Source organism: Polyangium sp. 6x1 (assembly GCF_029946515.1).
Taxonomy (GTDB): domain Bacteria; phylum Myxococcota_A; class Polyangia; order Polyangiales; family Polyangiaceae; genus Polyangium.
On sequence record NZ_JARZHH010000113.1, the window covers coordinates 1 to 21,114 of the forward strand.

General features: G+C 70.0%; 21 protein-coding genes and 1 pseudogene. 12 read left to right on the forward strand and 10 right to left on the reverse strand.

Annotation, left to right across the window (positions count from 1 at the left end; all coding sequences use genetic code 11):
• A pseudogene (locus QHF85_RS46905) lies at positions 1–287 on the reverse strand (hypothetical protein); the annotation flags it as partial.
• A 173-nt stretch (positions 288–460) separates the two neighbouring features.
• Between QHF85_RS46905 and QHF85_RS46910 the strand changes: the two are divergent.
• The 3 genes from QHF85_RS46910 (at position 461) to QHF85_RS46920 (ending at position 3,263) form a co-directional block, all read left to right on the forward strand.
• Positions 461–1,153 carry a YggS family pyridoxal phosphate-dependent enzyme gene (locus QHF85_RS46910; protein WP_281334051.1) on the forward strand — a complete coding sequence of 231 codons (693 nt, stop codon included), beginning with the start codon at positions 461–463 and terminating at the stop codon, positions 1,151–1,153.
• A 153-nt stretch (positions 1,154–1,306) separates the two neighbouring features.
• Complete coding sequence (locus tag QHF85_RS46915) at positions 1,307–1,831, forward strand: TlpA disulfide reductase family protein (protein ID WP_281334052.1); 525 nt, start codon at positions 1,307–1,309, stop codon at positions 1,829–1,831.
• Position 1,832: 1 nt separating this feature from the next.
• Complete coding sequence (locus QHF85_RS46920; protein ID WP_281334053.1) at positions 1,833–3,263, forward strand: replication-associated recombination protein A; 1,431 nt, start codon at positions 1,833–1,835, stop codon at positions 3,261–3,263.
• Here the strand turns inward: QHF85_RS46920 and QHF85_RS46925 are convergent.
• Positions 3,233–3,547 (reverse strand): tetratricopeptide repeat protein, encoded by a 315-nt coding sequence (locus QHF85_RS46925; protein ID WP_281334054.1) that lies wholly within the window; start codon positions 3,545–3,547, stop codon positions 3,233–3,235. The genes QHF85_RS46920 and QHF85_RS46925 overlap by 31 nt on opposite strands.
• Positions 3,544–4,071 (reverse strand): hypoxanthine phosphoribosyltransferase, encoded by a 528-nt coding sequence (gene hpt / locus QHF85_RS46930; RefSeq protein ID WP_281334055.1) that lies wholly within the window; start codon positions 4,069–4,071, stop codon positions 3,544–3,546. The genes QHF85_RS46925 and hpt overlap by 4 nt, the downstream gene beginning before the upstream one ends.
• Before the next feature lie 89 nt (positions 4,072–4,160).
• Between hpt and QHF85_RS46935 the strand changes: the two genes are divergently transcribed.
• The gene (locus QHF85_RS46935) at positions 4,161–4,613 is read left to right on the forward strand and encodes a thioesterase family protein (protein WP_281334056.1); all 453 of its coding nucleotides are present in this window, start codon (positions 4,161–4,163) and stop codon (positions 4,611–4,613) included.
• Positions 4,614–4,723: 110 nt separating this feature from the next.
• On the opposite strand, the gene QHF85_RS46940 is transcribed toward QHF85_RS46935, so the two are convergent.
• Together QHF85_RS46940 and QHF85_RS46945 are read right to left on the reverse strand one after the other, a co-directional pair.
• The gene (locus tag QHF85_RS46940) at positions 4,724–6,052 is read right to left on the reverse strand and encodes a hypothetical protein (protein WP_281334057.1); all 1,329 of its coding nucleotides are present in this window, start codon (positions 6,050–6,052) and stop codon (positions 4,724–4,726) included.
• Positions 6,049–6,804: an HAD family hydrolase gene (locus QHF85_RS46945; RefSeq protein WP_281334058.1), complete on the reverse strand. Its 756-nt coding sequence runs from the start codon at positions 6,802–6,804 to the stop codon at positions 6,049–6,051. The genes QHF85_RS46940 and QHF85_RS46945 overlap by 4 nt, the downstream gene beginning before the upstream one ends.
• A gap of 219 nt (positions 6,805–7,023) precedes the next feature.
• Between QHF85_RS46945 and QHF85_RS46950 the strand changes: the two genes are divergently transcribed.
• Both QHF85_RS46950 and QHF85_RS46955 read left to right on the forward strand, forming a co-directional pair.
• A complete protein-coding gene (locus QHF85_RS46950; protein WP_281334059.1) occupies positions 7,024–7,419 on the forward strand; it encodes a hypothetical protein in 396 nt (131 codons plus the stop codon).
• Positions 7,420–7,482: 63 nt separating this feature from the next.
• Positions 7,483–7,902, forward strand: coding sequence for a hypothetical protein (locus tag QHF85_RS46955; RefSeq protein WP_281334060.1), 420 nt, complete (start codon positions 7,483–7,485; stop codon positions 7,900–7,902).
• Here QHF85_RS46955 and QHF85_RS46960 read toward each other — a convergent pair whose 3' ends face one another.
• From QHF85_RS46960 to QHF85_RS46975, 4 genes are all read right to left on the reverse strand, one after another.
• Complete coding sequence (locus tag QHF85_RS46960; protein WP_281334061.1) at positions 7,903–10,860, reverse strand: carboxypeptidase regulatory-like domain-containing protein; 2,958 nt, start codon at positions 10,858–10,860, stop codon at positions 7,903–7,905.
• Positions 10,861–10,940: 80 nt separating this feature from the next.
• Complete coding sequence (locus QHF85_RS46965; RefSeq protein WP_281334062.1) at positions 10,941–11,366, reverse strand: type II toxin-antitoxin system VapC family toxin; 426 nt, start codon at positions 11,364–11,366, stop codon at positions 10,941–10,943.
• Positions 11,363–11,635 carry a type II toxin-antitoxin system Phd/YefM family antitoxin gene (locus QHF85_RS46970; protein WP_281334063.1) on the reverse strand — a complete coding sequence of 91 codons (273 nt, stop codon included), beginning with the start codon at positions 11,633–11,635 and terminating at the stop codon, positions 11,363–11,365. The genes QHF85_RS46965 and QHF85_RS46970 overlap by 4 nt, the downstream gene beginning before the upstream one ends.
• A 45-nt stretch (positions 11,636–11,680) precedes the next feature.
• Positions 11,681–12,940 carry a LeuA family protein gene (locus QHF85_RS46975; RefSeq protein WP_281334064.1) on the reverse strand — a complete coding sequence of 420 codons (1,260 nt, stop codon included), beginning with the start codon at positions 12,938–12,940 and terminating at the stop codon, positions 11,681–11,683.
• A 165-nt stretch (positions 12,941–13,105) separates the two neighbouring features.
• Here QHF85_RS46975 and QHF85_RS46980 point away from each other — a divergent pair, with 165 nt between their 5' ends.
• From QHF85_RS46980 to QHF85_RS47005, 6 genes are all read left to right on the forward strand, one after another.
• Entirely contained in the window at positions 13,106–15,334 is a 2,229-nt protein-coding gene (locus QHF85_RS46980) for a cytochrome c-type biogenesis CcmF C-terminal domain-containing protein (RefSeq protein ID WP_281334065.1), read from the forward strand.
• A gap of 6 nt (positions 15,335–15,340) precedes the next feature.
• The gene (locus tag QHF85_RS46985) at positions 15,341–15,889 is read left to right on the forward strand and encodes a cytochrome c-type biogenesis protein CcmH (RefSeq protein WP_281334066.1); all 549 of its coding nucleotides are present in this window, start codon (positions 15,341–15,343) and stop codon (positions 15,887–15,889) included.
• Entirely contained in the window at positions 15,886–16,719 is an 834-nt protein-coding gene (locus QHF85_RS46990) for a zinc ribbon domain-containing protein (RefSeq protein WP_281334067.1), read from the forward strand. Before QHF85_RS46985 ends, QHF85_RS46990 begins: the two co-directional genes overlap by 4 nt.
• Positions 16,716–18,317 (forward strand): carboxypeptidase-like regulatory domain-containing protein, encoded by a 1,602-nt coding sequence (locus tag QHF85_RS46995; protein ID WP_281334068.1) that lies wholly within the window; start codon positions 16,716–16,718, stop codon positions 18,315–18,317. The genes QHF85_RS46990 and QHF85_RS46995 overlap by 4 nt, the downstream gene beginning before the upstream one ends.
• On the forward strand, positions 18,304–19,236 hold the full coding sequence (locus QHF85_RS47000; protein WP_281334069.1) for an SUMF1/EgtB/PvdO family nonheme iron enzyme: 933 nt from the start codon (positions 18,304–18,306) through the stop codon (positions 19,234–19,236). Before QHF85_RS46995 ends, QHF85_RS47000 begins: the two co-directional genes overlap by 14 nt.
• 68 nt (positions 19,237–19,304) lie before the next feature.
• Positions 19,305–20,552: a CinA family nicotinamide mononucleotide deamidase-related protein gene (locus QHF85_RS47005; RefSeq protein WP_281334070.1), complete on the forward strand. Its 1,248-nt coding sequence runs from the start codon at positions 19,305–19,307 to the stop codon at positions 20,550–20,552.
• Between the two features lie 6 nt (positions 20,553–20,558).
• Here QHF85_RS47005 and QHF85_RS47010 read toward each other — a convergent pair whose 3' ends face one another.
• Positions 20,559–20,879 carry a hypothetical protein gene (locus QHF85_RS47010; RefSeq protein ID WP_281334071.1) on the reverse strand — a complete coding sequence of 107 codons (321 nt, stop codon included), beginning with the start codon at positions 20,877–20,879 and terminating at the stop codon, positions 20,559–20,561.
• Positions 20,880–21,114 lie beyond the last annotated feature (235 nt).

A 21,114-nucleotide genomic window follows, 5' to 3' on the forward strand; every position in this document is an offset into this window, starting at 1 on the left:
CCTGCGCCAGCCGCACCGCCGCCGCTGCCGCTGCCGCTGCTGCCGCCGCCGCCGCTGCCGCCGCCGCCGCCGCCGCTGCCGCCTTCACCACCCGCCCCGCCGTCCGTGGCATCGCCGCCGACGCCGCCCGAGATCGTACCGCCCGCGCCTCCTGCGCCCGACGCGCTGCTCGCATCTGCGCCCGCGGAGCCGGTCTCGGTGGCTCCAGGCGGATCGGGTTGCGGATTGAAGCTACACGCCGAGATGGCGAGGCCCGTGAAGACGAAGAGGACGAAGAGCTTTCGCATGGCTGAGTACGCTGTGCCGCAACCATCATGCCATGACGTTCCATGTTGTTTCCACTAAGGAAACCGGCGCAAGTGCGGCACAATTTGGCACGTCTCCGGACGCCCGGATCGCGCTCGCATGTGGCACAGGTGCGGCGCTCGCGAGCGGCGATGGGCGCGGTATCGTGAGGCCCGTGAACGAGGACGAAAGCACGATCCCCGCGCGCCTCGCCGCCGTGCGGGCGCGCATCGACGAATCCGCGATCCGAGCCGGGCGGAGCCCGAACTCGGTGCGGCTCGTCGCGGTGTCGAAGACCAAGCCGCCCGAGGCGATCCGCGCCGCGTACGCCGCAGGCCAGCGCGACTTCGGCGAGAACTACGTGCAAGAGATGGCGCAGAAGGCCGCGGCGCTCGCGGACCTGCCGGAGCTGCGCCTGCACTTCATCGGCGCGCTCCAGCGCAACAAGGCGAAACAAGCCGCGAGCGTGGCGGCGGTGATCCACACGGTGGACCGCGAAGAGCTCGCGACCGAGCTCGACAAACGCGCCGGCGCGCTCTCGCGCAAGGTCGACGTGCTGCTCGAGGTGAACGTGGGTGGCGAGGCGTCGAAGGCTGGATGCGCGCCCGAGGCCGTGCCCGCGCTGCTCGAAGCGGCGAGGCGCGCCGAGCACCTGCGCGTCGTGGGGCTCATGGCGATCCCGCCGTACCTCGACGATCCGGAGGCCGTCCGCCCGTACTTCGCGCGCCTGCGCGCGCTGCGCGACACGCTCGAAGCGCCCGCGCTCTTGCCCGAGCTGTCGATGGGCATGTCCCACGATTTCCACGTGGCCATCGAGGAGGGCGCGACGATCGTCCGCGTCGGTACGGCGATCTTCGGCGGCCGATAGCCTTCGCAGAAGAGCCCGTTTCGTCCCGAGGGGGACGCCTCGCGTCCCCCTCTCGGCCAGGCAAAGCCCGGCCGATTCACCCCCCGAGGCGAGCTCGCTGCGCGATCTCGCAGAGCATCGAAGGACTCGATGCTCTAGAGTTTGAGCATTCCCATGCGCGGTCCTCTCCGTTCCATCGCTCCTGGCCCGAGCGCGCTCGCTTGCGCGGGGGCGATCGGCCTCTTCGGTTGCGCGCCGGCGATGCCCGCGTCGCTCGGCCATCCGCTGCTCGGCGCGACGTCGCCGCCGTTTCACGAGACCACGATCGACGAGCGCTCGGTCGACGTGCCGGGCACGCTGCGCACGCACGTGACCGTGATCGACTTCTGGGCGTCGTGGTGCGGCTCGTGTCAGCAGACGATGCCCGCGCTCGAGCGGCTCTATCAGGATCGACGCGCCGAGGGGCTCGTGGTCGTGGGCGTGAGCGTGGACGACAGCGCGGACGAGGCCGCGCGCGGAGCCGAGGCGTTCGGCGTGTCGTTCCCGATCGTGCACGACGGCGGGCACGGTCTTCAGTACGCGTTCGGCGTGTCGCAGGTGCCCACGACGTTCGTCGTCGATCGGTCGGGGACGGTGCGCTTCGTGGGGCGTGATCCGGCAAGCATCCAGCGCGCGGTGATCGCGCTGATGGACCGGTGACATGGCGGCCCGTCGAAGCCCTCGCGGCGGCGAGAAGGACGCGGGCCCGACGCTGTTCGAGGCCGCGCTGAAGCGTGATCCGAAGCTCGCCGAGCTCGTGCCGCTCGCCGAGCGCATGCGGCCGCGCGCGCTCTCCGACCTCGTCGGACAGGAGCACCTCGTCGGCGAAGGAAAGCTCCTCGCGCACGCGATCGCGGCCGATCGGGTGCCGTCGATGATCCTGTGGGGGCCGCCGGGATCCGGGAAGACGACGCTCGCGCGGATCGTGGCGGAGTCGACGCGTGCGCGGTTCGTCCCGTTCAACGCGGTGCTCGGCGGCGTGCCCGAGCTCCGGCTGGTGATGGCCGCGGCGAAGGAGGCACGCGCCTACGAGGGGAAACGGACGATCCTGTTCGTCGACGAGATCCATCGGTTCAACCGCGCGCAGCAGGACGCGTTCCTGCCGCACGTGGAGGACGGGACGATCACGCTGATCGGCGCGACCACGGAAAACCCTTCGTTCGCCGTGAACGCGCCGCTCCTGTCGCGGTGCCGCGTGTTCCGGCTGAACCTGCTCGACGACAAGGGGATCACGGAGCTGCTAAGGCGCGCGATCGAATCGCCGGAGGGGCTCGCGGGGTCTGTCGGGGCGGACGAGGAGGCGATCGAGGCGATCGCGAAGCTTGCGAGCGGCGATGCACGAAGGGCGCTGACGACGCTGGAGATCGCGGCCGACGAGGCGAAGCGCGAGGGTCGTGCGCGGGTGACGCGCGAGGACGTCGTGCAGACGAGCGGGCAGAAGACGCTGCTCTACGACAAGGCGGGGGAAGAGCACTACAACGTCGTCAGCGCGTTCATCAAATCGATGCGCGGCTCGGATCCGGACGCGGCGATCTACTGGCTGATGCGCATGCTGGAGGCGGGCGACGACCCGCTGTTTCTGCTGCGGCGGATGATGATCTTCGCGAGCGAGGACGTGGGCAACGCCGACCCTCGCGCGCTCGACGTGGCCGTCGCGGCGGACGCGGCGTTCCAGCGGGTGGGGATGCCGGAGGGGATGTACTTCCTCTCGCAGGCGGCGATCTATCTGGCGTGCGCGCCCAAGTCGAACGCGTGCAACGCGGCGTGGAAAGCGGCGCAGGAGGTCGTGCGCGAGACGGGCAGCCTTCCCGTGCCGATGAAGCTACGCAACGCGGTGACGGGCCTCATGAAGCGCGAGGGATACGGGACGGGGTACCGCTACGCGCACGACGAGAAGGGCGGTATCGCGTGGGGCGAGACGTACCTGCCGGACGCGATCGCAGGGACGCACTTCTACGAGCCGACGGAGCGCGGCTACGAGAAGGTGATCGCCGAGCGGGTGCGATGGATCCGCGCGCAGCAGGAGCGTCGTGAGGAAGGGGAAAACGAGGGCGAGGAGGATCAGTCGTCGAGCGCCGACAAGGCCGACTGAATCTCCGACAGCGCGTGCGAATCGCCCTTGGCGCGCGCGCGCGTGATGCCCTCTTCGAGCCACTCGCGCCCCGCGTCCACGCGCCCCGCCTTCACGAGCATCTGCCCGCAGATGAGGTACTGCGGCACGTAGCTCGGATCCATGTCGCGGAGCGAAGTGAACGTGCGGAGCGCGTCGTCGATCCGATCGGCCCCCGCGTACTCCATCGCGAGCGCGTACCACGCGAAGGGATCCTTCGAGCCCTTCTGGATCATGCTCTCCAGCACCGCGAGGCGCTTGCTCACGACCCCGACTCCACGAGCCCGATGAACGGCAGGTTGCGGTAACGCTCGGCCCAGTCGAGCCCGTAGCCCACGACGAACTTGTCTTCGATCGTGAAGCCCAGGTAGTCGATCGGCACCTGGATGCGCGTGCGCGCGGGCTTGTGCAGGAGCGCGCAGACCTTCACGCTCGCGGGCTTGCGCGTGCGGAGCAGGTCGAGCAGGTGCGCGATCGTGAGGCCCGTGTCGACGATGTCCTCCACGATGAGGACGTCGTCGCCCTCGACGGGCTTGGTGAGGTCGTGCGTGATTTGCACGACGCCCGAGGACTTCGTGCCCTCGCCGTAGCTGCGCACGCCGAGGAACTCGACGCGCATCGGCAGATCGATCTGGCGCGCGAGGTCGGAGGTGAAGACGAAGCTGCCCTTGAGGACGCAGACGAGGACGAGGCTGCGCCCGGCGTAGTCGCGCGTGATCTCGGCGCCGAGCTCGCGCACGCGCTGCGCGATGTGATCGGCGTCGATCATCGTGGAGACGTTGGTGGCCATCGGGAGCGCGAGGTAGCACCGGCGGCGCGGGGCGCCTAGGTGGACGTGGTGTCGCTCGTCGATCGCTGCTAGATGCGGCCCTCCGCATCATGGCCGACCCCCGCGCGCGCACCGAACGAGCCGAGCCGCTCCCCGAGCACCTCACGAGCCGCATGAGCCTCTCCGTCCGCTTCTGCGAGACGGACCTCATGGGCATCGTCCACCACGCCAACTACCTGACCTACTTCGAGGCCGGCCGCGTCGACTGGCTTCATCGTCGCGGGATCTCCTACGAAAAGTGGGTCGAGATGGGCATCCACCTGCCCGTCGTCGAGGCGAAGCTCCGCTACCGGAAAGCCGCCCGCTTCGACGAGACGCTCGTCGTGGAGACGACGTGCGCCGAGGTGACACGCGTGACCGTGCGCTTCAGCTACCGCCTCGTGCGCGGCGCGGACGTCGTGTGCGAGGGCGAGACGCTGCTCGCGTGCGTCGGCAACGACCTCACGCCGAAGCGTTTGCCGCCGGAGATCGCCGCGGTGTTTCGAAGCCCCGAGACGGTTTAGTCCCAAGGGGGACGCCTCGCGTCCCCCTCTCGGCCAGGCGAAGCCCGGCCGATTCACCCCCCGAGGCGAGCTCGCTTCGCGATCTCGCAGAGCAGCGAAGGCTCGCTGCTCTAGTTCGTGCTGCCGCCCGCATCCGGCGCACCCGCGTCCGGGACCTCGCCGAACGTGAAGCGCGCCGGCAAGTCGATCGTGCTCGCCGGCCCGATGCGATCGCCGAGGAACGTGCGCCACTGGATCACGTAGCGGCCGCGCAGCGTGCCGATCACATAGCGCTGGTCGTTCGGCGGGACCGCGACGACGGGCACGCCGTCGACGAGCACGTACGCGAGCATGTCGGACGCGTTCACCGCGACGAACCCTTCGCCCGGCGCGAGCGGATCCGTGGACGGCGGGACCTGCAGCGCCGACGAGCGGAACGCCATGACCTCCTCGCGCGTGAGGAACACGCCTCCAGGTGACGCAGGCAGGCCACTCGGCTGGTACGAAGAGCCCGGCGGGGGCACGAGCGTATCGTTCGTGGGGATGTCGGTGCGGCGCGTGAGCGAGGTGATCTCGAAGTCGATGCCGCCGCCGTCCTGCCACGTGTACGCGGCCCCGAGCGGGACCTCGCCGGCCTGACAAACCGACGTGCGCGGATCGACGCCGACGATCTCCACGAGCGCGCGGCAGAGCAGCGCGCCGCCCTCGCCGATCTCCGCGGACTTGCCGAGCTCGAGCCGCACCGAGCCGAGGCTCGACGTGATCTCGACCTTGCGCGTGGGAAGCTGCAAACGTTTGCCCTCGCCGAGCGGACGCGCGACGCCGGGCGAGAGGGGCGTGACGTCGACGCGTCGCTCGCCGAGCACGGTGCGCAGCGCGCCCGGCGGGACGACGCGGTAGTCGGTCGCGTCGGGCCAGAGGACGATGTGGCCGTAGCGATCGGTGCGCGCGCGGATCTCCGAGCGTTGCGGCAGCGGCATCGCGCGCGAGGTGAACTCGATCCGCATGCGACCCGTGTCGGTGAGGTCGATCTTCCACTTCGGCGTGGTGAGCGCCGCGGCGGCCTTGATGCCGTCCTGCGAGATCTCGGGGCCGCGGGGCGCGGGCGGCACGTTGCGCGGGCGGAAGACGGCTTCGAGCGTGGCGCCCGCGAGGTCCTTCGAGGTGGGCGCCTCGGCGGCGATCGCCTCGTCGCCGCGAAGAACCCCCGGCGGCGGCGGGCCAGCATCCGGGACGATGAGTCGGCCCGAGGGGTCGGCCATGAGGCCGATCGGCGCGCCGTCGGGCACGCCGGCGTCGTGCGGGGCCTCTTCGGCTTCGGTGGCGAGGGGCGCGGGCAGGATGCTCGCGTTCGGGCTCGCGGCGTCGCTCGTCGAGGTCGAGGAAGGGGGCGAGCCGGGCGGCGCCTCGCACGCGGCGAGGGCCGGCAGGAGCAGGGCGAGCGTGACGGCAGATTTCATGGCTCGAGCTCGAAGGAGTGGATCACGTGGGCGCGGGCATCGAGCGGCGGCGGATCGGGGGCGTACTGGGTGTCCACGAAGACCGTCGTGCACGCGGGGTGGATCTCCAGGAACAGGTTACAGTTCGCCGGCTCGTTGTCGAAGACCGCGACGACCTCGCCGAGCCGCGCGAGCGCCGGGGCGACCTCGCGCTTGAAGACGCTGTCGGGCGTCTCGAAGGCGGGCTTCGTGACGAGCTCGGTGCCGACGACGCCGATCGGAAAGCCGAGATCGCGCAGGCTCGCGAAGGATCCGAGCGCCATGTTCGGCAGATCGCGGCCCGTCAGGTACACGATGATCGCGCCGGCGTCGTAACAAGCGCGCACGTAGTCCCGGGCGCCGGGGATCTCGGTGTCGTGACGGATGTGCGGATCGCAGAAGAAGCGCTCGCGCCAGAAGCGGAAGCCTTCTTCGTGGAGCGTCGGCTCGCTCACGCCGAGGCTTCGCAGCGTGTCGACGAGGCCGTAGACGACGTCGTGGATGCTGGCGGCCGCGAGGGCGGCGGCCTCGTTCGGGTGCCGCGCGCGCCAGACCTCGGCGAGCTCGTGCAGGATGGCGACGACCCGCGGCCGGTTGTCCATGATCGTCCCATCGAGGTCGAAGACGACGACGCCCGCGCCGCGCGAGCGATCCCGTGCGCGCTCGAGCACCTCGCGGAGCAGCCGCTTGCGTTCGACCTCACCAAGCCTTCGATGCGTGAAATGTGCTCCCACCGGACGGTAGCCTTGGCGCAGGTCGGGGCACCTTGTCCAGCCGAAGGTGGAGGCCGCTCGGGGTGGGCTACGTAGGGGACACACCTTCACGTCGGCACATTGTCGCCTGATCTCCTACATTTGTTGGCCCCAGGATCCAGGCTCCCTTAACGTTCTACCCAGCCGGCGGACCTGGCACGCGAGTGGAGATCGCGGCCTTGCTTCGTTGGCCGGAGGCCCATGCGTTTTTCCAAGAAGACGGCCCTCGCGTTGACGGCCGTCGCCCTGTTTGCGTCGGGTTGCGGCAAGACGCCGAAGGACCGGCTCCAGGGGCGATGGCTCGGAGAATCGATCGAAAACGTGCCGGAGCCGCACCTCGCCAAGGCCATGGGCTGGGTGAAAGGCACGGCGTTCGAGTTCGCCGGGAACAAGGTGACGGTGACGATCCCGGCAGAATCGCCGCGAACCGGCGCGTTCCGCGTGACGGAGGCGACGGGCGACCGCGTGCTCGTGAGCTTCCTGCGCGAAGAGGGAGGCCGCGACGAGGCGGAGCTTTCGTTCGTCGGCGAAGGTCAGCTGCGGTGGAAGATCGGGGACGGTCGGGAGATCGTGCTCGTGAAGTCCGTGCAGAACTGAAGCGGGCGTCAGCGTCTCCTCAGATCTTCCGCGTCATTGCGGAAACCTCCTCCCGCATTTCACGTGAGCACCAAGGATGCGCGGTACGCCATCTCGATGCTGTTCGTGTGGGTACTGGCGCTCGGGGCTGCGGTGTCTGGGACCGTCTACACGACGATCGAACGTCGATCGATCCGTGACACCGCCGGAGCACTGTGGATCACCGCCGTGGGCCCGCTCTTCGGGGCCGGGCTCATGGGCAAGTACCTGATCCTGTCGTTCGTTCGCGACCCCGTGAAGCACGGGCTCTGGTCGGACTACGACGTCTTCATCTACACGGCCGCGCTGCTCGGCGTTCTCCTGGGTCCCCTCGGCTTCGTCGAAGGCCTGCGGCACGCACATCCGCTCCACGCGCCGCCACACGTGAACGTGACGCGAGGGCTCCTCTTCGCGGCATGGGCCATCGCCACCTGCACGACGGTGCTCAGCGCCATCTACGCGTAGCTACCGCCGCACCCGCTCCCGCCGCACCCGAAGCCTCCGCGGCTTCTCCCCGTCCCCATCCGGCGCGAGCGTCAGCACCACATCCTCCGCCAGCGGCCCCGAAATGCGCCTCCGCGCATCCTCGATCGTCCGCACCTCGTGATCGTTCACCTTGAGCAGCCGATCGCCCGGCTCCACGCCCGCGACCTCGGCCTCTCCGTTCGGCGGCACCATCACGACCACGATCACCTTCTTCCCGCGCTCGGTCCGCTCGCCGAGCGTCAGCGCGATGCTGCCCCCGCCCTTCGCCTCGCCCTTCGCGCTCCCCTCCCCCGGCAGCGTGATGTCCACGCGGTCCGTGCTCCTCCCCGCGCGAACCTTCACCGTCGTCGACGCGCGTCCCAGGTCCGACGAATACGCCTCGATCGTCGCATCCCCCTCGGGCACGCCGACGAGCTTGAAGTGGCCCTCGCGATCCGTCGTGGCAACCCCGCGCGGCAGCGGCCCGAGCGGCAAGTACGTGGGCACGAGCCCGGCCGCCACGCGTGCGCCTGCGACGGGTTCGTCGTTCGGATCGATCACCGTGCCCTCGACCTCGCCCACCTCGGCGAGATCCACCGCGCCGACATCCACCTCGCGGCTCGGCGCGGCAGCGACCGTGGCGATCTTCTCGTTCATCGCCCAGTCCGCATGCGACGCGACGATCCGCACGCGCCCCGGCGCGAGGTCCTTCACCTCGAACGCGCCCTCGGCATCGCTACGCGCGCGACGCACGCCCGCGTCGGTGTAGACCACGACCTCGGCGCCCTCGATGCGCTCGCGCCCATCGCGCCCCGTGACCTCACCCTTCGCCGTGATGCCCTCGGCGAGCTCGTACGTGAGCTTCGCCGGCGCGATCTCGACCTCCTCGACGATCGGCGCCTTGCTCGGCCGCATGAGCACGAAGCGCAGCGGCAAACCCGCAGCGTCCGGGATCTCCACGTCGCCGTCGTCGTCCGTGAAGAACGTGCGGCGCAGCGGGACCGTCGGATCGAGGGAGACGGCGCGCACCTCGACACGATCGAGCGGATAGCCGCGATCGTCGGTGACGTGCACGAGGACGGCGTCGCGCTGGCGCGGCAGGACGATCTCGACCTCCTTGCGCTCGCGATCCGGGATCTCGACGATGAGCCGCGCCGCGACGTCGCTCGGCGTCTCGGGGCGCGCGACGCTGATCAGGACCTCGTCCGGAACGGCGGCAAACGCGAAGCTGCCGCTGTCGTCGGTGTAGGTGACGCGCTCGAACGTGCCCGCGGCCGCGGCGATCTCGACACGCGCGCCGCCGACAGGTCGATGATCGGCGTCGACCACGCGGCCTTCGAGCGAGCCGCCTTGATGGAGCACGACCTTTACGCGGGCCTCGCCGCCGGAGACGATCGTGACGGTCTCGCTCTCGGCCTCGACGTAGTCCGGATGCCGGACGATCGCGTGCACGCGGCCGGGCGGAATCGGCTCGGCGCGGAACTCGCCGTCCGCGCGCGTGACCCACGGATCGCCGCCGCCGCCGAGCGACGTCGCAGCGAAGGCGCCGGCGCGCGGCAGATCGGGGATCGGGCCCGGCATCACGCCGAGCTCGCCGATGGGCAGGAGCGGGAGCGGGCCGGGGAGCGCGAGATCGAAGTGATCGTCGCGAAACTCGGCCATCGCGCTCGTCTCGTCGATCGGCATGCCCTCGATGTCCACGCCGACGACCTCGATCGTCGCGCCGCCAACCGGAAAGCCTCGATCATCGACGACCTCGCCGACGAGCGCGCCGCCGCGCAGGAGCGAGACACGCACCTCGGTGGCGTCGTCGTCGACGGGCACGGCGCTGCGGGGCACGAAGCCCGGCGCGCGCGCGCTGACGGTCGCGTAGCCGAGCGCGATCGGGCCGAGCACGACCACACCTTTTGCGTCCGTACGACCATGGATCGGGAAGGGACTCAAACCTTCCTCGGCGAGCACGACGCTCGCTTCCTTCACGGGCGGCGCGTCCTCGGACTCGCCGTCGGTCACCTTCACCGTGATCCTTCGGCCCGCGCCGAGCACGAGCTTCACGGGCTTCGTCACCGCGCGCTCGAGCTCGACGCCGAGCTCCGTCGCGCTCACGCGTTCGCCGAGCTCGGCCTTGAGGTCGTACCCGCCGCGCCGGAGGCCCGCGATCCGCGCGACGCCGTTCGCATCGGCGATCGTGCTGCGCGCGGGCCAGAGCCCCGTACCCGCGCAGAGCACGCGCGCGTACGGTGCGGGTTTTCCGTCGGCCTCGACGACCGAGACCTCGAAGGCGCCGAGCCGTTCGAGCTTGATCCGCACGGCAACCGGCCCCGGCAGCACGCCCGTCCGCACGACGTCGTCGTACCCGCGCGCCGTCGCGCGCACGGAAAACGGCCCCTGCCCGAGCCGATCGATCCGCGCGCGCCCATCCGCGCCGGTCACGGCCACGAACGGCAGCGGATCTCCGCCCGTGACGGTGATCTTCGCGCTGGGGAACGGCTTCTCGGCCTCGTCGACGACGACGACATCGATCGCCGCGGCAGGCTGGAGCACGAGCCTCACGGCGCGCTCGCCGGGCCCGAGCACGACCCTCACCGAGCCCCGCGCGCGCCCCTCGGCATACGCGAGCAGCCACGTCTCCCCGCGCGGCATGTCTTCGAGCGAAGCGACGCCGTCCTCCCCTGCGCGCGCTTCACCGGCGAAATACGTGGTCCCGCCCTGGATCGAGAACATCCGCACGACCGCGCCTGGCAGCGGGCGATCGTGCTCGTCGACGATGGCCACACGCACGTCGGCGTCGCGCGCGGTGATGACCGCGGGGAGCGTGGACGCCTGCATGGCGAGATCGAACGGCGAGATCCGCGTATCGAAGAGCCCCGCCACGTAGAGCAGGCTCACGAGCGTCGCGAGCAACGCGACGAGCCGCGCGTATCGCGACGGCTTCGGAGCGGGGGGCGGTGTGCTCACGTTGCCTGGTGCTAGCGCGCATGGCGCGAGGCGACCAGCGGCAAGAGCCGGGCGTCAGAGGCCGATCCGTGCGTGTGCGGTCACTCGTCTGCCCAGGGATCGAGGATGCGAGCTCCCGTGCGCCCGATGTCGGTCTCGTTCCGGGTGACGACCACGAGCCCATGCGCGAGCGCCGTCGCCCCGAGGAGCGCATCGATGACAGGCAACGTCTGCCCACGACGCTCCGCCTCGCCCTGCAGCCTGCCCCACGTGAGCGCGATCTCCTCGGTCACATCAAGCAGGCGACCCGCGAACCGCTCCCGCATGTCGTGGTCGAGCCATTCCTGAAGCGCCGTCTTTCGCCGGCTGTTCGGGAGCTTCTCGATCCCCTTTTGCAGCTCTCCCAAGGTGAGCACGCTGAGGAACAGCGAAGCCTCGTCGCGTTCGTCGAGCCACGCCAGCACGTTCGCGTTGGGCCGCGGCTTCGCGAACTCGGAGAGGACGCACGTGTCCAGCAGGTACTTCACAGGTCCACCGGGCGCCCGGGATCCTTCGATCGTTCGATCTCGAGCTCGGAGCCGGCGAGCGGAGAACCCGCGAGGAACTCGACCAAGCTCTCCTTGGGCTTCACGAGCTTCACGTAATCATCGAACGACAGCACGACCGCCGCCTCGACGCCGCGCCTCCGGATCACCTGCGGCCCATGCTTCTTGGCCTCGTCGACGACCTCGCCGAGGCGGCTCTTTGCTTCTTCGAGCCGCCACACCTTCCCCGTCCGCTTGGCCGTGCCCTTCATGTCACCCTGATTCGTCGTACGCCGCGTGTTCGATCGAGCTGCGCCCTACCGCCCGTTCACGTCATCGACGATCGCCAAGATCTCCTCGTCCGACAGGATGTGGCTCGACCCTTTGGCCTTCTTCAGGATCGCCTCCACGAGCTCCTTCGAAGGCTCGATCCTCCGCTGCCGCAGCCAGAAATTCACGTTGGAGGCGCCCGACATGTACCCCACGCAGATCTCCTGCTTCCGTCCGAACATGCCGGCCGGCACGCCCGAGTAGATGCGGTCCGCGAGCCACGCGTCGCCCTTGCCTTGCGCCTTGATGATCGCCGCGGCGTGCACGCCCGTCGCCGTGCGGAACGCGTCGCGGCCGACGAGCGGGTAGTTGATCGGGATGTCCCAGCCCACCGCCTCCGCCGCCGTGTTGCAGTACTCCAGCATGTGCGTGAGGTCCTGGTGATCGAGCAGGCCGAGGAGCTTCAGGTTCAAGAGGATCAGCTCCATCGCCGCGTTCCCCACGCGCTCGCCGATCCCGAGCGCCGTGCCGTGCACACGATCCGCCCCGAACTCCAGCGCCCACAGCGCGTTCTCCAGCGCGAGCCCGCGATCGTTGTGACCGTGCCAGTCGATGCGGACCTTTCCGTCCGACCCGTGGCCCGCGATGATCGCCTTCGCGAACGAGATCAAGTTGCGCACGCCGTCCGGCGTCGCATGACCCACGGTGTCGCAGAGACACAGCCTCGATGCGCCGTGGTCGATCGCCATCTTGAACAGCGCCGCCAGCATGTCCGGACGCGAGCGCGTCGTGTCTTCCGTCACGTAGGCGACGGGCAGGCCCGCTTTCACCGCGACGTCGATCGCCTCGGCGCTGCGCTTGACGATCGTGTCGAGGTCCCAGTCCTCTGCGAGCTGGCGGATCGGGCTCGATCCGATGAAGCAGTAGACTTCCACGGGGATCCCCGCGCGCTGGGAGATCTCGATCATCGGGGTGATGTCGGAGACGACGGTGCGCCCCGCGCACGCCACGCCGAGCGGCAGCCGGTTGTCCGTGATCTCCCGACACATGCGCAGGACGTCGTCGAAGGCGCGCTTCGAGCTACCGGGCAGGCCGATGTCCGCGACGTGGATGCCGATCTTGGACATCAGGTGAATCAGCTTGAGCTTTTGCTCGATGTTCGGATCCGCGACCGAGGGGTTCTGCAGACCGTCGCGCAGCGTCTCGTCGAAGAACGTGACGTCCCGGGGAATCAAGCGCCCTTTTCGGCCGATCTCGTTCCAGTCGTAGATGAGGTCGTCGGATCGGAAGTCGGGGCTGGCGCTCATGCGAAGAGTATAATCGCGTTCGCTCCCGTCGGACGAGGGGACGCGTAATTGCCGCCTCGCGTCGTCATCGAAGGCGCCCGGCGAGCGGCGACGAGGCGTCCTCGGGAAATAGGGCGCGTAGACGTGGCCCCGGCTCCGTGGCCGGCCTAAGCTCTGCCCCCCGCCATGTCGATCTGGCAATCGCTCCCCGAGTTCGGAACCGGCGTTCTTTACGCGATCCTGATCGCCGCGGCGTACACGTTCGCCGTCGCGCTCGCCTCGAGCACCGGCAGGCCACGCCTGCTCCAGGCAGCTCGGCTGGGCGCGTACGGCACCGTGGCGCTGGTCGGACTCTCGGTCCTGGTCCTCGCGTTCGCCTTCGTGAGCCACGATTTCCGCATCAGCTACGTCGCTCGATACAGCGACCGCTCGATGACCACGCCGTACCTCGTCGCGGCGCTCTGGGGCGGCCAGGACGGCTCGCTGCTCTGGTGGCTCTTCCTCACGTCCGGGTTCTCCGCGGGCTGCGTGGCGTGGCTCCGGCGCAGATACCTCGAGCTACAGCCCTTCGTGATCGCGACGCTGATGACCATCATCGGCTTCTTCGCGATCCTCATGATCTTCGCGGCGAACCCCTTCGCGACGAGCGTGAACGGCGCGCCGATGGATGGCAGCGGGCTGAACTACCAGCTCCGCAACTTCTACATGATCATCCACCCGCCGAGCCTCTACATCGGGTTCACGAGCTCGGCGATCCCGTTTGCCTTCGCGATCGCGGCGCTCGCCACAGGAAGGCTCGACAACGAGTGGATCGTGGCCACGCGCAAGTGGATGCTCTTCGCCTGGCTCTTCCTCTCGATCGGCAACGCGCTCGGCATGCTCTGGGCCTACGAGGAGCTCGGCTGGGGCGGCTACTGGGCCTGGGATCCCGTGGAGAACGCGGCGTTCTTGCCGTGGCTCACGGCGAGCGCCTACGTGCACTCGACGATGATCCAGGAGCGTCGCGGGATGCTGAAGGTCTGGAACGTCTTCCTCATCTGCGCGACGTTCTTCCTCACGATCTTCGGCACGTTCCTCACGCGCTCGGGCCTGATCTCGTCGGTCCACTCCTTCGCGCAGTCGGGCATCGGCATCTTCTTCGTCTATTACATGGGCGTGATCGCCGCGGTGAGCATCGGGCTCATCGTGTACCGCTTGCCCAGGCTCCGCAGCGAGGGCTCGCTCGAGTCGATCCTGTCCCGCGAGACCGCGTTCGTGCTGAACAACTGGGGCTTCGTCAGCCTCACGGTGTTCATCGCGACGGCGACGACGTGGCCGCGCATCAGCGAGTGGCTGCTCAACCAGGAGTCGACGCTCGGGCCGACGTTCTACAACACCTGGATCCCGCCTCTCGCGCTCGTGATCTTCTTCCTCATGGGCGCAGCGCCGCTGCTCGGCTGGCGCAAGACGAGCCCGGAGCTCTTCCTGAAGAGCTTCCGCTGGCCCGTCGCGGTGATGCTCGTCGTCGGCACGATCCACCTCTTGATCGGCAAGCGCTTCAATTACCCGGCGTTCTATGACGCCGCGCCGATCTACGAGGGCACGCTCGGCCACGCGCTCGCGTGGGTCTCGGGCAAGCTGCCGTTCGTCACGGTGATGCTCGTCGCGTTCAACATCACCGTCGTCGCGCAGGAGTTCTATCGCGGCGTCGCCGCGCGGCAGCGGAGCAAGAGCGACGAGGGCCTGTTCACCTCGCTCTTCAACCTCGTCGCGAAGTCGCGCCGCCGCTACGGCGGCTACGTCGTGCACGTGGGCATCGCGCTCATGTTCCTCGGCTTCACCGGCCGCTCGTGGGGCATCGACAAAGAGCTCAGCATGTCCCCCGGCGAGACGGCGCAGATCGACTACTACACGGTCAACTACGTCGGCCCGCGCATGGAGGTCGACAACGAGAAGCGCATGATCTTCACCGACCTCGAGGTGAAGCGTCATGGCAAGGACATCGGCCGCGTCACGCCGGCGAAGTTCATCTACAAGACCGGCGCCGATCAGCCCTCGACCGAGGTCGCCAAGCACATGACCATCCGCGACGATCTCTACGTGATCGTAGGAATGGTCAACCCGACGACGAAGGTCGCCTCGTTCCAGTTCCACGTGAACCCGCTCGTGAACCTCATCTGGATCGGCGTGGGCATCCTGATCCTCGGGGCGATCGTGTCGATGTGGCCCGACGTCGCACTCGAGGAGGCGGGCGCGTTCGGCTACATCCGCGCCGCGGCTTCGGTCGCGACCTCGGTCATCTTCGCCCTGCTCCTCGCGGCCGGCCCCTCCCTCGCCTACGGCGGGACGAACGCATCACGCGCACCACCGGCGCCGGCGATCGAAGCGCCCTCCCCCGCGCCCGCTGTCGGCGCCGCCCTCGCTCCCGCCAAGTAACTCCGAATGACGACTCGACGAACACCGCTCCACCTCGCGCTGCTCACCGCGGCCGGCCTCGTCGCCGCGTGGCTGACGTTCGATCCGCACCTCGCGCTCGGTCAGCACACCGGCGGCACGGGGACCGTTTCGATCCAGAACGAGACCGAGCGCCAGCTCTTCTGGAGCCTCATCTGCACCTGCGGTTGCCCGCGCGAGACGCTCGGCACCTGCCCGTGCGACATCGCCCATCAGCGGCGCACCGCGCTGCGCGAGCTGCTCGCCGAGGGCAAGACGGTCGAGCAGGCGCAGGACGTCTACGTCTCGATGTACGGACCGAAGTCGCTCGCCGTGCCGCGCAACCAGGGCGCGAACCGCGCGCTCTGGGTCGTGCCCATCACCGCGATCGTGGCCGGCGCCGGGCTCGTGTTCGTCGTGCTCCGGCGATGGCAGCGCCGGGGCCTCGCCGCTGCGGCGGCGGCGCCCGCGGGGAAGAAGGCGCAGTCCAAGAACGACACGCGTGACGCCTACGACGACAGGCTCGATCAGGAGCTGAAGGACCTCGACGACGAATGAGCTCCGAGACCAGCACGGACAAACGCGCCGCGGACAAGCCGGACGAGGAGCTCGAGCGCAAGATCTCGGATGCCGTGAAGATCGGCATTCCGGCCGTGACGATCGTCCTCGCGCTCCTCGGGGGCATGTTCGTCGACGTGCCCACGGCCATCCTGACCCTCGCGGCCGGCGTCCTCGTGACGGTGATCGCGATGTTCTGGGCGAGCCTGCGCACGCTGCTCGGCGAGACACCGCTCTCCGGCGCCGACGCGTACGCGATCGGCGCGCCGCCCCGCGCCGAGGAGGAGCAGAAGCGCGCCGTCATCCGCGCGCTCAAGGACCTCGAATTCGAGCGCAGCGTCGGCAAGATCAGCGAGGAGGACTATCGCGCCCTCGTCGCGAAGTACCGCGCCGAGGCGAAGCGCCTGCTCCAGGCCCTCGATCAAAGCGCGGCGCCCGGCCGCGAGCGGGCCGAGGCGCTCGTGCAGCGGCGCCTGAAGCAGCTCGGCTTGGTCGATCCCGATCAGGAAGAGACGAACGAGGCGGACGAGGACGACGCGGCGGACGAGGCCGCGGAGGCCCCGGCGCCGAAGGCCGCGCCGGAGCCGGAGAAGGCGAAGGAAGAGGCCGACGAGGCCCCGCGCAAGCCCAAGAAAAAGAAGAAGGCGAAGAAGCCCGCGCCGGAGACGAGCGACGAGGCGGCCGCGCAGCGCGCGTGTGACGCGTGCAGCACGGAGAACGACGAGGACGCTTTGTTCTGCAAGAAATGCGGCGCGCGCATGGTCGCGCCCGAGCCCGCAGAGGAGTCGCGCGAGGCGAAGAACGCCGACGAGGAGGCGGAGGCGTCGTGAGCTCGATCCGACGAACACGCCTCGGGATCCTCGGCGCGGCGCTCGCCCTCGCCGCCAGCGCGATCTCGCTCCCGCACGTGGCCGCTGCCGCGGGCGAGGACAAACCCGCGGAGGCGAAGAAGGCCGACGCGACCACGAAGAAGCCGGACGCGAAGGCCGAGAAGGACAAGCCCAGCGCGGACAAACCCGACGCGGGCCCCGGCGACGCAGGCGCGGGGGATGGCGGCAAGACGGCCGGTCCTTTGCCCGCCGGACATCCGGACGTCGGCGAGCTGCCGCCCGGGCATCCGAGCGTGGACGAGGGCGCGGAGGCCGATCCACACGGGCCGGGCGAATCGCCGCACGGGGCGAACCCGCACGGCGATGCGCGCCGCGGGAACAGCGGGTTTTTCGAGGCGCCGCCCGACGAGGCGGCCGAGGATCAAGCGCTGCCGCCGGGCACGATGGTCTTCACGATCCGCGACGCCGACGAGCGGCCGATCCCGAACGCGAGCGCGATCATCGGCATCCTCAAGAGCAGCGTGGCCCAGGGCGACAAGCGCGAGCGGCGCGAGGTCACGACCGACGCGCAAGGCACGGCGCGGCTCGACGGTCTGCCCGTCGGCGCGGGCACGAGCTACCGCATCACCACGCAGCGCGGCCCCGGCACGTACGCGACCGAGCCGTTCGCGCTCTCGGACAAGGCCGGCAAGCGCGTCGTTTTGCACGCATACGAAGCGACGGACGACGTGAACGGCGCGCTCGTCGGCGCGCAGGCGTTCGTGTTCGTGTCGCTGCGCGAAGGCGTGCTCCAGGTCGAGCAGCTCTTCAACGTCTTCAACATCGGCAAGGTCGCGTGGGTGCCGGGCAAGGGCGCCGCGCAGGTGAACCTTCCCGAGGGGTATCAGGCGTTCCGCATCCCCGACAACATGACGGACGTGCGGTTCGTCGACGAGCCGAAGAAGGGGCCGTGGCTCTCGGGCACGATCGCGCCGGGGAGGCACGAGGCCTCGTTCAGCTACCAGATCCCGCTCGAAGGCAAGGACCGACAAACCTTCCGCGTGGAGCTCCCGCCGCGCGTCGGCGAGGCGCGGATCTTCTCCGAGGCGAACAAGACCATGGGCCTCTCGGTCGCCGGCTTCCCCGACGCGCAACGCCAGAGCGGGCGCGACGGCCGCAAGGTGATGGTGACGATGCGCCAGGCGACGCAAGGCGAGCGCGGCATCAACGCGCTCGACATCACGATCACGGGCCTGCCCGTGCCCGGAAACACGCGGTGGTACGCCCTGTTCTTCGCGCTCTCGGCAGCCGGACTCGCGGCGGCGTACATGATTCGCCAGCGCGCCGAGGGCACGGTGCCCGACGAGGCCAAGGACGATCTGATGGAAGCCCGCGAGGCGCTGCTCGGCGAGTTCGTCGCGCTGGAGAAGGCGCATCGCAAGGGCGACATCGGTCCGAAGACGTACGGTCGACTCAAGGCCGCGCTGCTCGACGCGCTCGCGCGGATCGAGGCGCGCCTCGACGAGGTGAAGGCCGCGCGCGCCGAGCAGCGCAGGCGCGATCGCGGCGAGACGCGACGACCCCGAGGGGAGGCCCGCGGCGAGGGTGGCTCGGCCTGAGACGCGCGGGGCGAGGCCGGTCGTCCGGACGATCGGCCTCTTCGCCCTTTCGATCGGGCTCGCCGTCGCCGTGGTGCTCGTGGCGCGGGATCGCGCCGCGCCGCCGGCCCGGTGCGCGCCCGGGATGGTCGCGCTCGGGGCGCGCTGCTGCGGGGAAGGACAAACCCTCGCGGGCGATCGTTGCGTGGGCAAACCCGAGCGATGCGCGGCGGGGCTCGTCGTGACGGAGGCCGGGTGCGTGGCCACGCCGCGCGCCGTGGGCATCCCGGCCGGCCTCTTGCGCATCGGCCCGAGTGATTGGGAGGCGCAAGGCCAGGTCACGCCGCGCGCCGTGCCGATGGAGGCCTTCGCGCTCGACGCCTACGAGGTCACCGAGGCGCGTTATGCGGCCTGCGTGGCCGCGTCGGTTTGTCCGGCCGTCCCCCTCACGGGAGAGCCGGGACGCGCGCTCTCCGGCGTGCGTTTGTCCGAGGCGCGGACGTTTTGCGCCTGGGCTGGCGGCTCGCTCCCGACGCCGGAAGAGCTCGCGTTCGCGGCCGCGGGTGCCAAGGGTCGACGGTATGCCTGGGGCGACACGGGCGCGGTTTGTCGGCGGGCAGCATGGGGGCTCGTGCGTGGGCCTTGTGGCGAGGGCGCGACGGCGCCGGAGGTCTCCGGCTCGCATCCGGACGGCGCCTCGCCCGAGGGCGCGCACGATCTCGCCGGCAACGTGGCCGAGTGGGCGGCATCCAAAGTGGGCGAGGCCGAAGGCCCGGCGCTCGCCGAGGCGCGGGGCGGCTCGTTCGGGGACGGCGCGGCGAGCGCGCTGCGAAGCTGGAATCGCCTGGAAATCGAGGCCGGCACGCGCTCGGCCGAGGTCGGCTTCCGGTGCGCGTATCCGTTCGCGGCGGCGGCCGAGGGCTCGGCCCTCGCGCGCTGAATCGTGCTCGATTCGCCATCGAGGCCCTCGTCAAGGGCGCGCGATGGGATAGAGTGCATGCCCCCAAAATGACCGCCGCGATTCTCTCGATCGGTACCGAGCTCACCCGGGGCGAGATCGTCAACACGAACGCCGCGTGGCTTTCCGCGGAGCTGACGGCCGCGGGTTTCACCGTGGATGTGATCGACGCGATCCCCGACGACCTGGATCAGGTCGCCGCGACGCTGCGCACGCTCGCGCAGACGCACAGGCTCGTCGTCGTGACGGGCGGGCTCGGCCCGACCACGGACGACCTCACGGCGGCGTCGGCGGCCAAGGCCGCGAACGTGTCGCTCGTGCGAGACGAGAGCGCGCTGCTCGCGATAAGGCGGCGCGTGGAGTCGCGCGGCAAGACGATGAACGCGGGCCACGAGAAGCAGGCCGACCTGCCCGCGGGCGCGGACGTGCTTGCGAACAGCGTGGGCTCGGCGCCGGGTTTCTCGATTCCGATCGGGGACACGCCGCTCTTCTTCCTGCCGGGCGTGCCGCGCGAGATGAAGCGCATGTTCACCGACCAGGTGTTGCCGCGGATCCGGCCCTCGGCGCCGAACAACACGTTCCAGGTGCGCCTGCGGTCGTACGGGCTCGGCGAGAGCAACGTCGGACAGGCGCTCGCGGGGATCGAGGGCACGCACGCGGGCGTGACGCTCGGCTATCGGGTGCATTTCCCCGAGGTCGACGTGAAGGTGCACGCGCGGGGCGCCAATCGAGAGGTCGCGCGGGACCTCGCGATCCGGGCGTCGACCGAGGTGAAGGCGCGGCTCGGCGACGTGGTGTACGGCGAGGGCGACGAGGCGTTCACCGAGATGGTGGGGCGCGCGGTGCGCAGCCGCGGCTATACGCTGGCGCTCGCGGAGTCGTGCACGGGCGGGCTCATCGCGCACATGCTGACGCGATATCCGGCGAGCGATTACCTCGTGGGCGGCGCGGTGGTCTACGCGAACAGCGCGAAGACGCGGCTGCTCGGGGTCTCGGAGGACACGCTGCGGGGCCACGGCGCGGTGTCGGCCGAGGTGGCGGCGGAGATGGCCGAGGGCGTGCGCCGTACCTGCGAGACGGACGTGGGTCTGTCGGTGACGGGCATCGCGGGCCCGACGGGCGGCACGGCGGAGAAGCCCGTGGGCCTCGTCTACTGGGCCGTCGCGCATCCGGGCGGCACGGTCGTGCGGAGCAAGGTTTTTCAGGGCGAACGCGAGGAGGTGCAGGTCGCCGCGGCGTATGCCGTGCTCGACTTGCTCCGCCGGATTGCGCTCGGTTTGCCCGAGCGGGCGCTGTAGTCCGAATCAGCGAGCGTCCGGGCGTTTGCCCTTTCGCGAGCAGGGCGGCTCCTCTTCGGGCGGGGGCGCGGGCGGTTCTTCCTCGTCACCCGGGTAGATACACGTGTGCGCCCCGAAAAACGGCAAGGGCTCGATCTGCACGGTCATGAGGCCCATCGCCCGCGCCTGTTGATCCAAGTGGTCCCCCAGGACCATCACGAACGCGAGGAACAGCAGCGTGCCTCTGCCGATCCACGGGAGCGCCGTCATCTGCCCGGAGACCCACCGCTCCCTCCCGAGCCGCCGACCGACGAGCCAACCCCGCAAAACGTGAGCGCGGAACATCATCCCTCGCAGGACACCTCACCGCCGCCGGGGTTCCGCGAGCCGCGCCACACGCGACGCTTGACGCGCCGCTGAAAATGGAATTTCGCATCGCGCCATGCGCCCTCGTTCCAGCTCGTTCGCCCTGACTGCCGCGACCGTCCTCCTCGCCGCCTGCGCGTCCGCGCCGCCGCCCCCGGCCCCGCCGTCGCCCGCGGCGCCCCCGCCCACGCCCGCCGAGCCCGCCCCCGTGGCCGCC